Raw genomic sequence first — 15028 nt, forward strand, 5'->3', positions numbered from 1 at the left:
TTCAGTCAATTCAAGCATAGTACAAGGCTGAATTTGAACCCATAGTGTTTGTGTTGCTTATAATTGCTTTGTTTTCCAGCAAACTGACTTAATTTAAATCATTTTTCGCACAGTTTGTCATAGCGACTTTTCTCATCTGGCTCTAAGATTTAGCCATCTAAAAAATAATAGAGACACAGCATGTCTAAACTGGCTGCATTGGATGATCTTTTAGAGTTGTACTATCAACTGAATTATCATCAAAATCCTGAAATTTTTCGCCGTCTGCAAGATGTGCAGGCCTGGCAAAAACAGCGTATGCAATCTACCCATCACAAGCAGTTTGCAGAAAAACAAAATGTATTGATGTCGGAGTATTTCCTGAACCGCCTGTATGGCGGCCCGGATTTTGATGCCCTGGCCGAGCAAATCGCACGCTTGATGAAATATGCACACAAGGCAGAAAAACTGATTCCTGAAAATGCCGTGAAAACAGGTACATCAGGTGTATCTTTGGCGATTCTGGCGGTCCAACTGGACGAGCAGGTCGCCATGCAGCTACTGGAAGATTATCATCCGCATGAAGGCTTAACCGACGAGATGATGCGTTTGACCTATCTGAAACTGGATCAGGGGCAACACCGTTTAAATCAGCTGGATTTGCTCGACCAGCTCGGTTTTAGCCTGGATAAATACATGCGCTCATTTGTGGTCTATACCGCCTTTAAAATGTGTAGAGGCGCAGCCAGCAAATATAACTTCGATGTCATGTATGAATTTATGCAGGATGGCTTTTTGGCCATGAAACCGCTAAAGTCGGCAGAGAAGTTCGTGAAGGATTTTACTGCAGTTGAACGTCAAATTATCCATAAAGTTCACACCGGCGATCCGCACCCATTTCAGTAACTTGATGTTGTGATGGAACTAACAAATTAAGCAGTGAATAAAAACATAGAGCAGATTTCTGTATATTATTCATAACAATTGCATGCAGATTGCTGTACAACGTCTTAGAATCTGTCATCATGCAAGCACTGCAACATTAACCCTATTTTTATGTTAGGAGTGACTCTAATGTCTAACGAAAATCAAACGCCTACCTCTCCCCCTGAGCCGGCCCAAAATACAGACAAAGTGAGTCCTTTCTTAACTGAGCCTCTTCCGCAAGGCACTGCTCAAGGTCAGCAACAATCTTTACAACAACAGTTGACCGACACCCTAGTGACCGGTTCAGTACCGAAATATAACCTGCCACGTGGTGCCAATACCGGTAATGTCGGGGCAACCACCCACTTCGGTTACCAGACTGTGAGCAGTGAAGATAAAGCCCAGAAAGTGGCTGAAGTTTTCCATTCAGTCGCCAGCAAATACGACATCATGAATGATCTAATGTCATTCGGTATTCACCGCCTCTGGAAACGTTTTGCCATTAATATGTCAGGCGTACGCCGTGGTCAGCATGTACTCGATATTGCAGGTGGTACGGGTGATCTGGCTAAAGTCTTTAGCCGTGAAGTCGGTCCTACAGGACATGTGGTGCTTTCAGATATCAACGAATCGATGCTGAATGTGGGTCGTGACCGTTTGATCGATGCCGGTTGTACCAATGTCGATTTCGTTTTGGCCAATGCTGAAACTTTAGAGCCATTTGCAGACAACAGTTTTGACTTGCTGACCATCAGCTTTGGCCTACGTAACGTCACCGACAAAGATGCAGCACTCGCGGCAATGTACCGTGTTCTTAAGCCAGGCGGCCGTTTATTGGTGCTTGAATTCTCTAAACCGGTATTCGAGCCATTCTCTAAATTGTATGATCTGTATTCATTCACCGCTTTACCAATCATGGGTAAAATTATTGCCAATGACTCGGAAAGTTATAAATATTTAGCCGAATCGATCCGTATGCATCCGGACCAACGTACCTTGAAAGGCATGATGGAAAATGCAGGATTCCAGAACTGTGATTACCACAACTTGACTGGTGGTATTGTGGCGGTTCACCGCGGCTTTAAACTTTAAGGTTTTATGCTATGTGGTCGATTCTGGCACTCGGTGCAGTTGAACGATTAATTCATCATATGATTGATCTGGATGCGATTACCCGCATTCAGCTCAATGAATTGCAAGGTAAAATGTTGCGTGTGGTGATTGACTCACCACAGCTTTCTGTCGATGTGTTCTTTGACGACAATAAAGTGCGTCTGGAACCAACCGTCACCGGTCAAAGCGCGACCCCATCCATTTTCGAACAACGTCCGTTTGATCAAAACCAGCAGATTTCGGAAGCGACCGCGACCCTGCAGGTTAAAAATGTGGTTGAGCTTTTGAAGCTGTTACTGGCGGATGATGTCGGCAATATTCCGCTGCAAGGTGACTATCACCTGTTGCAGGATATTCAGCGTATCATGCAACAGGCCGAACCGGATTTAGCTTCACATTTAAGTCCATGGATTGGTCCTGCCCTTGCCCATGAACTTGGCAAAATCCAGCTGGCACCGAAACATTTAAAACGTTCCTTAGAAAGTTATTTATTCTTTGCTGAAGATGCGTTAAAAGAAGATAGCGGCTTATTTGCTCCACGCTGGCAAATGGACGGTTTGCAGCAAGATACCCGAATTTTCAATCAAAATTTAGATCGTGCCGAAGCCAAAATTCAGCAGCTTCGAGCGCAGATTGATACTTTAGATACACCTCCAGCTTCACCTCAAGATTAGGTTTAGATATATGATTCCGCATGTTTCACGTTTACTCGAACTTTGGCGCATTGCCGCGCACTATAGACTCGACACGTTGTTTCCTGCGGAAGAATTACCAGAAAAAGCCCGTCATGTTTTAAGCTTGATTCGCATGCACCCTGCGGCATGGTCTAGCCGTGAACGTAAAAACCCACTGAAGCTAAAAGAAGCTTTAGAAGAAATGGGACCGCTGGCGATTAAACTGGGGCAGTTGCTTTCAACCCGCCGTGATTTGATCCCACCCAAAGTTTTACAACAATTGGTGCTTTTACAAGATCGAGTTAAGCCGTTTGATAATAACATTGCCAAAACCCGCATTCAGGAATCACTGAAAGCCGATGTAAATACCTTGTTTGCCCGTTTTGATGAACAGCCGCTTGCCGCAGCGTCCATTGCTCAGGTGCATACCGCTGCTCTGCATGATGGTCGTGAAGTGGTGGTTAAAGTCACTCGTCCCGACATTCGCCAGCAAATTTTGCAAGACTTTGAAATTCTCGATTGGCTCGGTGCAGCGTTGGAAAAACGCTTGGAAGCAGCGCGTGCCCTGCATTTGTCGGAAATTATTCAGGACTATCGTCAAATCATTCTAAATGAACTGGATTTGACCTTAGAAGCCGACAACACCCGTCGTATGCGCCATTATTTTACTGGCTCAAGCATGATGTATGTGCCTGAAGTGTATATGGACAGCAAAGACGTGATGGTGGCTGAACGCATCACCGGTGTTCCTATTTCCGATATTGCCACTTTTGACCGTATGGGAATGAATCGCGCGGACCTGGCAGAAAAAGGTTTGACCATTTTCTTTACCCAGGTATTCCGTGACAACTTCTTCCATGCCGATATGCATCCGGGTAACGTGTTTGTCGAAACCATTAATCCGAGTAATCCACGCTTTATTGCACTGGATTGCGCGATTATGGGTGAGCTGTCCAAACACGATCAAATGACCGTGGCACGCATGTTACTGGCAGTAATGAACAGCGACTTTATGCAGCTGATTCTGGTGGTGCATCAAGCTGGCTGGATTCCACCAGGAACTGATCAAGATGCCTTGGCGCGTGAAATGCGCCGTACCGTCGGTCCAATGGTATCGAAACCGATGCATGAGCTGGATTTTGCCGGCATTCTGATTCAAGTGATGGATATTGCCCGTCGTTTCCATCTGGAAATTCCACCACAGCTGATGCTCTTGCTGAAAACATTAGTGCATGTCGAAGGCTTGGGAACCGACCTTTATCCTGAACTGGATATCTGGAAACTGGCGAAACCGATCCTGACCAACTGGATTAAAGCGCAAATGAATCCGCAAAAGAACCTGAAGGAATTGGGACAAAAAATTCCTGATCTTCTGCTCGGTGCGCAGGATTTACCGAGCTTGATGATTGACAGTTTAAATGGTCTAAAAAATCAGTCGGCCTGGCATTCCAAACAATTGCATGAGCTGCAAAGTATGCGCTTGCAAATGGAACATCAGCAAAAACGCAGCTGGATTTTCGGTAGCTTGATGGCAATTTTGTTGTCGATTGCGATTATTGCACCTTGGTATATTTCGATTATTCTAATCATGCTGGCGAGCTTGCTTGCAGTTTGGCGAATTTTTAAATAAGAATTTGATTATACTTATAATATTATAAGTAATTTGGGTTATACATAAGCCAAAACTGTCCAAATGGTTTTGGCAATCATGAGTTAAATTCATCTTCAAACTCACATTTTTAATCACCAGCATGTCTTAAGCTCTATATGACTTATACGAATTTATTCCGGGTTATTAAAGGCATTTAGAAATTTGCAGCTGCCTATTAAAAATAGCCGAACCAGAATAGATTTCTGAAAACGTGATGATCTACTAATATGTTGCAGATATATAAGTGAAAGAGCAGCCAAGTCATGAAAATGAATCTACACCCTTATACTCCTCAGGACTCTGCTCATCTAACTTTAAATGATAAGTTGAAAATTAATTCATGAAAGTAAATAAACAGAATTTCAACCTATTTTTCATGCATTTATATTCTTCATAAATCTATTGACAGAATATGTCAGTCATTGAAATATAATGATGATGGACTAAAGTCAATGCGATTAAATAAAACTCAGATAAAAAAATTTAAAACTTATTATATTTATCAACAATAAAGGATTTATTTTTTAGATTTATTTCAAATAACAAAAAACCAATCTCATACCAAAAAAAATAAATAACATTATGAAAAATATATTAAAAAATTTAAATCACTTTCAATTAAAATAAAAATAAAGATAATTTAACTATGATTAACATTTAATCTAAAAGACTTTTCTTAAAAAATAAGTTAAAAAATACACTATCAAATAACTTTAAAAAAACCGTTACAAAAAACCAGGGAATATACAATGAAAAATCATGCGTTAAAATGGTCGACCTTAGCTTCTGCAATTCTATTAACTGCTTGTGGTGGGGGTGGAGGTGACGGCGGCTCTGAAGCGCCTTTTACTCCTAAAACTATTTCTGGTACAGCTGTGGATTTTTATTTAGCGGGTGCAGATGTCGATTTCACTAACTCGGCTTGTCAAGATGCCTATCCAGATCTAAAAACAGATGAAAACGGCAAATTTTCTTTTAAAACGACTGTAAATTGTCAAGAAACCGGTTTCATCATTACTGGCGGTGTTGATACGGTTACCAAACTTCCATTTGCTGGAGAGTTAAAAGTTAAACCTATTAACTATCAAACTTCATCGACTAATGAAATAGTTGCAACGCCTCTAACGACTTTACAGGCTGAACTCCCAGCAGCTGAATTTCAAGATCTGCTTAGTAAGCTAGGTTTTAGTTTGAATGAAGATGTCACGACATTTGATCCAATTGCTGAGGGATCTAATAATCAACAAGCGGCAGTATTTGTATTACAACAAATTTTAACTCAACTTGAAGATTCTGGTTTAACTATGGCTCAAGCCGTGAAAGCCATTCAAACAGCATCAGCTACGACTTCTCTTCTTACTAATTCAGGCGTAAATACGAATGCTGTAGCACTCATATTCACTACTGCTGCACAATCTGCCTCTGATGAAGTTAAAACAGCATTACAACAGAATCAGGCAAAAGTAGAAGCTGTAACTGATATTATCAATACAGCTTTGACCTCATCAGGAAATACTAAGTTAGAAGATTATTTAGCTAACAACCCTGGTGTTATTGCTGACATTCAGGATGAAATTGCATCTGCTAGCTATAGCGGACTGAGCGTTGCAAATAAAAATATTCAAGAAATTATTAATTCTGGAAATGATGCACGTTTATCCGTTGATAAAAATGCAATTGATTCTTTAGCTCAAGTGAAGTTTATTTTAAATAAAGCGACTACAGATACGGATTCTATTAAATTAGGTTTCCAGGCGAAAGCTGCAATTGGTCAAAATGGCCAGCCTGAAACCCTGACCGCGTATATTAGCCAGGTAAACGTTTCATTTGACAATAATATTGCCATCAGCAAAATTACTATTCCAGCGGGTGCTGTAATTGAAATTGAAACAACTTTGGCAAATTCGCCGAAAGGTTCATTCGAAGTTGCGCAGGATACTGAGTTTACAGGTGATTCAATTTCTCTGTCAGATTTAGCAAATAAATTCACAGTTTTACGTCAACCTTATACCAACTATAAGAACTTGATTGCTTCAAGCAACTTCGTTAATGCGGATGTATCGGTTTTTGTTGCTCCGACTGTTTATCCAATCTCTGCAGCTTTAGGATTAAACCTGGGTTCATTTGGTATTCCAAATAAACCTGCTACTGCCTTCAGCGGTGTTACCACTACAGGCTACTTTACGATTCAATAATCAAAAATAAAAAAAAGCCAGTGATTCATCACTGGCTTTTCTCTCACTTTCTATTTGGTAAATAAAGTTGAAAAATCAATCATTACTTTTTATTTCTGTAGCATTTATTATTTCTAATACCTATGCCGCACCCGATGATTTGTTTTTACAAGCCACGCCTGCTAAACATAAACTTACGACGAATGTAAGCCTAGATTTAGTTAATGATACTGTCGACTTTCTGGATTTACGAGAAAGTGAAGGTGTTCAAGGAGATTCTGGAGATTATATTGGTGCGCATATCAATGCCCAATATCAGTTCCATCCTGAATGGTCTATCAATGCCGACTATTGGCGTCGAGAAATCGAGTTTGGCAAAGATACCAATAAATTAGATTCTGGCGCCTTAGGCATTACCTACTTTCCGGCAAGTCTTTCTACTGATCGTTCTAATCTTGCTTTTAAACTTTCTTTCTGGGGCAATCAAGCGGATGAGTTAGCGAAAACCTCCCCTACCAATGTGAATGGCCGTACAATTAATGAGGTCGTTGTTTCTAATCCGCGTGACACGCAAATTCAACTAGACACTATTTATACCCATAAAATTGACTTTATGAATCAAGTTAATTTCTTTGGTTCTTTAGGATATAGCAAAGTTGAAGTTGATGAATTGGATTTGATGGTTCATTTGACCGGGAATGGACGGGATTGTAAAGCCAATATCAATATTGACTCGAACAATCAGTTAACTGGAAAACCAGTTGGTCGCTGCCTTATTGATGGTCTCATTGTACGAGATATTGATATTGGAAACTATGCGGATCGATTTGATCTGGATGTGCAGAAAGATCTCAACTATGACGCTTATTATGCAGGCTTAGGCGGGTCATGGAACTGGCGCTATAAACAATTTGAAAGCCAGCTCGCCTACCATTACCAACGCTTGTGGCGCGACAATATCGATGACCGTGTGTCTAATTTTGGCAATCAAGCGATTAAGGACAATCATACCGTCGGTGCCAAGTTCAGTTATGACTTTACACCTAAATTGACAGCTTACCTGCAAGGTCAGATTTTCCAAAATAACTTAGTGGGCTATGTACCCTTCATCTATAATGGGGTCACCGCTTCCCGTTTAGACAAACGTTATGGATTGGCTTCTATTGGGGTTCAATACCGCGGTTTCTAAGCATCAAAAAAGCCTGAGCCCTTCAGGCTTTTTTATTCATTCTATGACTCCAAAGTCACCTTTGGACACTTCTCGCCATTGGGATCAATCAGCTTTCGCTTAAAATAACCGCACACCTGTATAGTGAATAGTAGATCATGACGCAAATCTTGCAAAAACGCCCTGCTTCATTAAATATCCTTGCCGGAAAATTGGCACGTCAACTGATTGAAAAAGAAGGTTTGCAGGCAAATTTTGTCGATATCGTTCCCGGTGCAGCAGGTGGTCCCAAAGGCATTGGCATTCAAGGTCTCGATCAAGCCATTTTTGGCGATTTCCTTGCACAAGCGCCGCAGCGTAGAACCCTGATTGGTTCATCGATTGGCAGCTGGCGTTTTGCCAGCATTGCTGCATGGGGCGCGAAAGAAGGCACTGAACGTCTTGCAGAGCTTTATACCAATCTGTATTTCCATAAAAAAATGACCCGTCAGGAAGTCGGTAATATTTGCCGCGACATGCTGATTGATCTGGTGCAAGGCAAAGAGCAGCAACTGGTTGAGCATCCCGATTATCATCTGGCCGTCATCTCGATCAAGGCCCAGCACATTTTCCAAAGTGACAAATCCTTGCCTTTACTGGCATCAGTGGCCGGAATCATCGGCAGCAATGCTTTGGCACGCAAGCACAACCGTCTGTTTATGCAACGTGTCATTAGCCAGCCGGAAATGGGCACCCAATTTAAAGTCCATGATGAATTTACCACGCATTATCAGCCTTTAAATCTTAATAACGTCACCTCCTGGCTGATGGCTTCTGCGTCTATTCCTGGCGTGATGGCGGCAATTCGCGATATTCCCGATGCGCCTAAAGGCAGTTACCGCGATGGCGGTTTAATTGACTATCATCTTGATCTGCCGTTTCAAAGCCAGGGCATTGTGCTGTATCCGCATTTTAGCGACAGCATCACTCCGGGCTGGTTCGACAAAATGCTGAAAAAGCGCAAGGCCAGTCCGGAAAATCAGGCAAGGACCTTATTGCTTTCCCCCTCAATCGAGTATCTACAATCCCTACCACTCGGCCGTTTGCCGGATCGTAAAGATTTCACCTTAAAAGGTCTGGACCAGAAACAGCGGATTCGCATGTGGAATCAATCGGTGGCAGAAAGCCAGCGCTTGGGTGATGAGTTTTTGGAAATGGTGGAGAAACAGAATTTCCCGCAGTTGATGCAGGATTTATAAAATCATTTTAATGAAAATCTAGAGAATGAAGTTTCGTTTGATGAGTACATGAATTTATTTTCAAATAACTTGAATGTTATAAAACCTTTGGTGAATAAACTACCTAAACCATTTGGAATCAGAAATCAAAATGGTGAGGCGTATATTTTTTTCTCAAACAGCCGCTAATCACGTACACTATACAGCTGCGATTTTTATTCGCTGTTTTCCATTTTGAACATATTTTTGGTGAAATTCTCATGAACAACGCGCAATGGCTCGATGAAGTAAAATTTAACGAACAAGGTCTAATCCCTGCCATTGCCCAGCATCATCAAAGCGGTCGTGTATTGATGGTGGCTTGGATGAACCGTGAGGCTTTAGCCTTAACTGCAGAAAAAAACCAAGCGGTGTATTTCTCCCGTTCACGTCAAAAATTGTGGCATAAAGGGGAAGAATCGGGTCATTTCCAGACGGTGCATGAAATCCGCCTGGACTGTGATGCCGACGTGATTGTATTGCAGATTGAACAGCATGGCGGTATTGCCTGCCACACGGGCCGTGAATCGTGCTTCTATCGTAAATTGACCGCAAATGGCTGGGAAATTGTCGATGCACAATTAAAAGATCCAAGCCAGATTTATGCTGAAAAATCTGCCAATCCGCATACCCTTGCCATGAATGCCTCGACTGCCCAGTCTGAACAGGTTGAAGTTCTGGACTATTTGGGCCAAATGATGTCGGAACGTAAAAAAGCCGATCCTGATTCATCTTACGTCGCCAAGCTGTATCACAAAGGCTTGAACAAAATTCTGGAAAAAATTGGTGAAGAAAGCGTTGAAACCATCATCGCAGCCAAAGATTTTAAATCTGAAGCCAATGCAGACAACAAAAACGACCTGATTTATGAAGTCGCTGATTTGTGGTTCCATACCATTGTGATGCTCGGTTATTTCGACCTTGACCCACAACTAGTTTTAAACGAGTTGGCTCGTCGTCAGGGCTTATCCGGATTGGTTGAAAAAGCCAATCGTCAACATTAAGCCTATGACTGTGTCTGATTCGAAAAAACCAAGCGCTACTTATGAGCAGGCCATTGCCATAGACAATGCGCGTTTAGGCAAATCCTTTAAAGTGATTGCCTATGCAGGCACAGGTAAAACCACGACTTTGCAAATGATCAGTGATGCCATGCCTGAACGGCGTGGTATGTATCTGGCGTTTAACAAAGCCATTGCTAGCGAGGCGCAAAGTAAATTCCATCGCAATGTCGACTGTCGCACTTTTCACTCGCTGGCTTTTCGCAGTGCGCCCCGTGGCGTGACTGACAAACTTCGCTTGCCGCGTTTAAGTCCGAGTTTTATTGCCAAGGAATATCGACTGCAACCGATTACCCTGCGCCGGATGATGGGCGGACGTTATGAAAAATATGTGATGATGCCGTCGCGTCTTGCAAGTCTGGTGGCAAATGCGGTCAGCTATTTCTGCTCGACCAGTTCGCAATATCCGGCACCGCGTCATCTGCAGGCACCGAGCTGGTTGCATCCCGACGATATTGCTGAATTGCAAACACATCTTTATCCAGCAGTTGAACGGCGCTGGTTAGAGTCGATTGATCCTAATCATCAGGCCGGTATTGGGCATGATATTTATCTGAAACTTTGGGCGCTGTCCGAGCCGAATATTCCAGCAGATTATGTGCTGTTTGATGAAGCACAAGATGCCGACCCGCTGATGCTGGGCATTTTGCTACGACAAAGAAATACCCAGGTGATTTATGTGGGGGACGCGCATCAACAGATTTATGCTTGGCGCGGTGCGGTCAATGCCATGCAACAGCTGCCGCTGCCTGAATCACGTCTGACCACCTCATTCCGTTTTGGTGAAGAAATTGCCTTGAATGCCAATGCCATTTTGGGCGCATTAAATGAAACTGTGCCTTTACTGGGTAATCCGCAGCTGAATTCCAAAGTGGTGAATAAACCGCATACCAAACAGCGTGATGCGATTTTGTGCCGTACCAATGCCCGTGCCATGGAACTGCTGCTTTCCGGACTAGTACATGGCGATAAAGTCAGCTTGCAAGCCGATCATGTCAAACTGAACCGTTTTGTCGATGCTGCCAGCATGCTGAAACAGGGTCGCCGCGTGACTGATGTGCCGGAACTGGCCTGGTTTAATTCATGGCACGACGTACATGAATACTGTGAAACCAATGATGGCAGTGACATCAAACCACTGGTGAAACTGGTGGATGATCACGGCACCGACCCATTAAAACGGGCTCTGGCTAAAATCACTCCGATTGGACAGGCCGACTACATCATTTCGACTGCACACAAAGCCAAAGGTCTGGAATGGGACCGGGTGCACATCGAAGATGACTATCAATTTAAGGTCAATGAAAAAGACCATAAAATTAGTGACGAAGAGTTAAGATTGCTTTACGTGGCCTGCACACGTGCTAAAGTAAGTTTAAATATTCACCACATTTACGATCTGGTGCAACAACTGAAAAAGCAAATGCCGGTATCGCTGCGTAAAGCTGTGGGAGAATAATTTTCGCTTCGGATGCAAGACAGGTGTTTTATGAAAATTGACGCTATTCAACTCAAACACGCACTTCATTTTGCCGATCTCAAGCTGAACTTTAATGACAAACCCATCACCCTGATTCTGGGCGATCAAAGCTCGGGTAAAACCGGTATTTTAAAATTTACCTATCAGGCACTGACCTGGTTTGCAGCACGTTATAAAGATTCGCGTGCTGCCGGCGTGGTCATGCAGGATCAGGACATCATGTTTACCCGCCTGCAATCCAAAATTGATATTCGGGTTCATATTCCACCCGATATTGGTACTTTAAATGCTTCTAGCGAAGCTGGGGACAAGAGCCTGACCACGTGTGACTGGCAAATTTATAAAACTTTAAATAGTCATGGCATTGGTACTTGCAAGGCCGAAACCCAGCAATTAGACAATCTGGTTGAGCTCTATCATAACGCACTGAAACACGATCAGCAGCAAGGCTTGCCGCTGATTGCCTATTACCCGGCAGAACGCTTTGTCAGTGAAATGAATATTCAGAGTAAAAATAATCCGGCGGTGTTTCAGACTTCTCATGCTTATGAAATTTCCACCATTCCCTATACTACCTTTAACCGTTTTTTTGAGTGGTTTCGTGAAATTAGCGATATTGAAAATGCCCAGATTGCGCAACTGTTTCAGCAGCTGGTGTCTCATCCCTCCATTCAGAAAAATAAAGAAAATGACTTTTTGCAACATCTGTTGAATGCACAAAAGCAAATGAATGCACCGAGTCTGGATGCTTTAAAACAGGCCTTAAGCACCGTGCTTCCTAGTTTTGAGGATATCTATGTGCAGTATCAGCCCAAATTACAGCTGATGGTCAGTTATGCTGAAAAAACTATGCTCTATCAGCAACTTTCCAACAGTGTTAAAAACTGGATTGCGTTGGTGGGGGATATTGTGCGCCGCTTATGCTTGCTCAATCCAAACAGTTTATATCCGTGTTTGGAAGGTGATGGTATTTTGCTGATTGATGCGATTGATCATCAGCTGGATCAAAATACCTCGCAAGTGATTTTACAGCGCCTGCATCAGGCTTTTCCGCGTCTGCAAATTATTGCCACCGGCAACCGAACTGAATTACTGGAACATGCAACTGAATATCAATGTTTAAAGCTGGAAAACAAACAGCTGTTCGATATGCAGCTGCAACCGTTACAGGAAAAATTTGACACGATTTATGAAAATCTGGTGTTTAATGAAGAAGTGATTGAGGCTGATGCCTTAACTGAGCCTGAATCAGAAAGTGTCACTCCTGAAAGCCTGTTAGAGCAAATCCAGCAACATTTAACGCTAGAACAGCAAACTGAATTATTGCACTTAATGCAACAACAGGATGATACATCTTCTTCTCGTCCTATATCCTGATACACATGCTTGAATCCTATTACAAAATATTCAGTATCTTTCAAAAATTCGCTTAGCGCATTTCATCTGGCTAAACATGCTACGCCGCTTCAGCATGGAGGGCGTATAATAAATAGGGTTTGTTGACACAACATTGATGAAATGTCGACAAATTCACCTGTGTGCGCGAAAATAATTGATGTTGTTTTACTCATGTAATAAGATCAAGTTTATTTAAAGTTTTATAGTAAAATCCGATTTTACTCAGACTTTTTTCAAGTTGCGCAACACAGCTTGTTTTTCAATTTTTTACTCAAACCGGCTTTCAAGATTGAGAAGTTTGGATGGCTCTTTGCAATCCTGTAATCCTTGAAAGATAAGATTCACGTTTAGGTGTTGATCGCCTAACTCACGACTTTGGATATGAGTGTGCTACCGATTATTATCCTGTTACCGTTAGTATTAGGCACTACCCTTGTCTCGTGGCTGAAATTTTCACGCGGGGTGACAGCCTTAGCTGCCATAGGAGTCAGCCTGAGTAGTCTGACCCTGTTACTGATGCAAGCTAAAGAAGTGTTTAATGGCGGAACAATCATACAAACTTGGACCTGGTTACCTCAGCTCGGTATCGATCTAAGTTTTCGCTTGGACGCCTTAGGCCTGTTATTTTGCCTGCTGATTAGCGGTATCGGCACCCTCATTTATATTTATGCCTATTATTATTTAAATCCTAGAAACTCCCTAAGCAAATTGTATCTTTTGCTGATGCTGTTTATGGCCTCCATGCTCGGGATATCACTTTCTAACAATTTAATTTTACTGCTTATTTTTTGGGAACTGACCAGTATTTCCTCCTTCCTGTTGGTGGGGTATTGGAGCAATTACGAAGCTGCGCAACGTGGTTCACGTATGGCACTGACCATTACCGGTATGGGTGGTCTGGCAATGCTGGGCGGTTTCATTCTACTCGGTCAAATGACCGGAACCTATCAGATTGACCAAATTTTGACGATGAAAGATCAAATTCAAAGTCACTCTCTATTTGTACCTAGCCTGTTACTCATTTTGACCGGCGCCTTTACTAAAAGTGCACAATTTCCGTTTCATTTCTGGCTACCGAATGCCATGGCAGCGCCGACGCCGGTTTCAGCCTATTTGCACTCTGCCACCATGGTGAAAGCCGGCATTTTCCTGCTGGCACGCTTTACGCCAATTTTTGTCGGTGCTGCGCTTTATCATAATATCGTGACTTTCGTGGGTCTATTCACCTTATGTATGGCTGCCTTCTTTGCCATTTTCAAGGAAGACTTAAAGGGCTTGCTGGCGTATTCCACCATCAGTCATTTGGGCCTGATTGTGTGCTTGTTGGGGATTGGATCACCCTTGGCCGTTGCGGCAGCCATTTTCCATATTATCAACCATGCCACCTTTAAGGCTGCCCTGTTCATGCTGGCCGGGATCATTGACCATGAAACCGGAACTCGGGATTTGCGTAAGCTCAGCGGTATCTGGCAATTGCTGCCTTTTACGGCCACCCTGACCATGATCACCGCTGCCTCCATGGCTGGTGTGCCACTAACCAATGGCTTCCTGTCTAAGGAAATGTTCTTTACTGAACTGTTGGCCAACCTGTCTGGTCCCGTGCTTATTGTTTCTGCCATTCTGGCCACCCTGGCCGGAATTTTTGCAGTGGCTTATTCGGTACGTTTAGTGCATGGCGTATTTTTCGATGGTCCGATTGGCCTAGAAGTACCTAACCAGAAAGCCCATGAGCCGCCATTGGGCATGCGCGTACCTGCAATATTGCTGGCGGTCTTATGTATTCTAGTGGGCCTGCTACCTGCGCTGCTGGTAGAAAATATTGTCAATGCAACTGCACGTGCCAGCACGCAAATGCCTGACTTTATCGGTAGTCATTTGGCCCTCTGGCATGGTTTTAACCTGCCTTTGCTGATGAGTGTCATTGCGCTATTCGGCGGGATCATTTTCTATTTTGCTTTGGCCAAAGGCGGTCGCATTCGTGACATTGATCTCGATCCCCTGCTCGGCAAATTTCAGGGCAGAGTGCTGTTCGATTTATTTTTAAAACACCTGTTACTGAATTCACGCAAGTTCAAACGGCAAACCGAAAATGGTTCACTGCAAAGCTATTTGATGTGGATTGTGCTGTTTAGTGGCGCTTTGCTGAC

The 15028-nt window shown here is 43.0% G+C and carries 11 protein-coding genes; all 11 read left to right on the forward strand.

The window, feature by feature from the left end:
- The first annotated feature begins 180 nt into the window (after positions 1-180).
- Entirely contained in the window at positions 181-885 is a 705-nt protein-coding gene (locus B4C48_RS09030; protein ID WP_291355697.1) for an FFLEELY motif protein, read from the forward strand.
- Between the two features lie 168 nt (positions 886-1053).
- Positions 1054-1998 (forward strand): bifunctional demethylmenaquinone methyltransferase/2-methoxy-6-polyprenyl-1,4-benzoquinol methylase UbiE, encoded by a 945-nt coding sequence (gene ubiE / locus B4C48_RS09035; RefSeq protein WP_291355699.1) that lies wholly within the window; start codon positions 1054-1056, stop codon positions 1996-1998.
- Positions 1999-2009: 11 nt separating this feature from the next.
- A complete protein-coding gene (locus tag B4C48_RS09040) occupies positions 2010-2693 on the forward strand; it encodes a ubiquinone biosynthesis accessory factor UbiJ (protein WP_291355701.1) in 684 nt (227 codons plus the stop codon).
- A 10-nt stretch (positions 2694-2703) separates the two neighbouring features.
- Positions 2704-4323 (forward strand): ABC1 kinase family protein, encoded by a 1620-nt coding sequence (locus B4C48_RS09045; protein WP_291355703.1) that lies wholly within the window; start codon positions 2704-2706, stop codon positions 4321-4323.
- A gap of 770 nt (positions 4324-5093) precedes the next feature.
- On the forward strand, positions 5094-6539 hold the full coding sequence (locus B4C48_RS09050) for a hypothetical protein (protein ID WP_291355705.1): 1446 nt from the start codon (positions 5094-5096) through the stop codon (positions 6537-6539).
- A 67-nt stretch (positions 6540-6606) separates the two neighbouring features.
- Positions 6607-7707, forward strand: coding sequence for a hypothetical protein (locus B4C48_RS09055; protein WP_291355707.1), 1101 nt, complete (start codon positions 6607-6609; stop codon positions 7705-7707).
- Between the two features lie 137 nt (positions 7708-7844).
- On the forward strand, positions 7845-8924 hold the full coding sequence (locus B4C48_RS09060; protein ID WP_291355709.1) for a patatin-like phospholipase family protein: 1080 nt from the start codon (positions 7845-7847) through the stop codon (positions 8922-8924).
- Positions 8925-9163: 239 nt separating this feature from the next.
- A complete protein-coding gene (gene hisIE / locus B4C48_RS09065) occupies positions 9164-9946 on the forward strand; it encodes a bifunctional phosphoribosyl-AMP cyclohydrolase/phosphoribosyl-ATP diphosphatase HisIE (RefSeq protein ID WP_291355711.1) in 783 nt (260 codons plus the stop codon).
- Between the two features lie 10 nt (positions 9947-9956).
- Positions 9957-11462 (forward strand): 3'-5' exonuclease, encoded by a 1506-nt coding sequence (locus B4C48_RS09070; protein ID WP_291355713.1) that lies wholly within the window; start codon positions 9957-9959, stop codon positions 11460-11462.
- 30 nt (positions 11463-11492) lie between these two features.
- On the forward strand, positions 11493-12860 hold the full coding sequence (locus B4C48_RS09075; protein ID WP_291355715.1) for an ATP-binding protein: 1368 nt from the start codon (positions 11493-11495) through the stop codon (positions 12858-12860).
- A 396-nt stretch (positions 12861-13256) separates the two neighbouring features.
- Positions 13257-15028 (forward strand): proton-conducting transporter membrane subunit (locus tag B4C48_RS09080; RefSeq protein WP_291355717.1); only part of this gene is annotated, 1772 nt, incomplete at its 3' end.

The organism is Acinetobacter sp. UBA3106 (genome assembly GCA_002365595.1).
Classification (GTDB): Bacteria; Pseudomonadota; Gammaproteobacteria; order Pseudomonadales; family Moraxellaceae; genus Acinetobacter.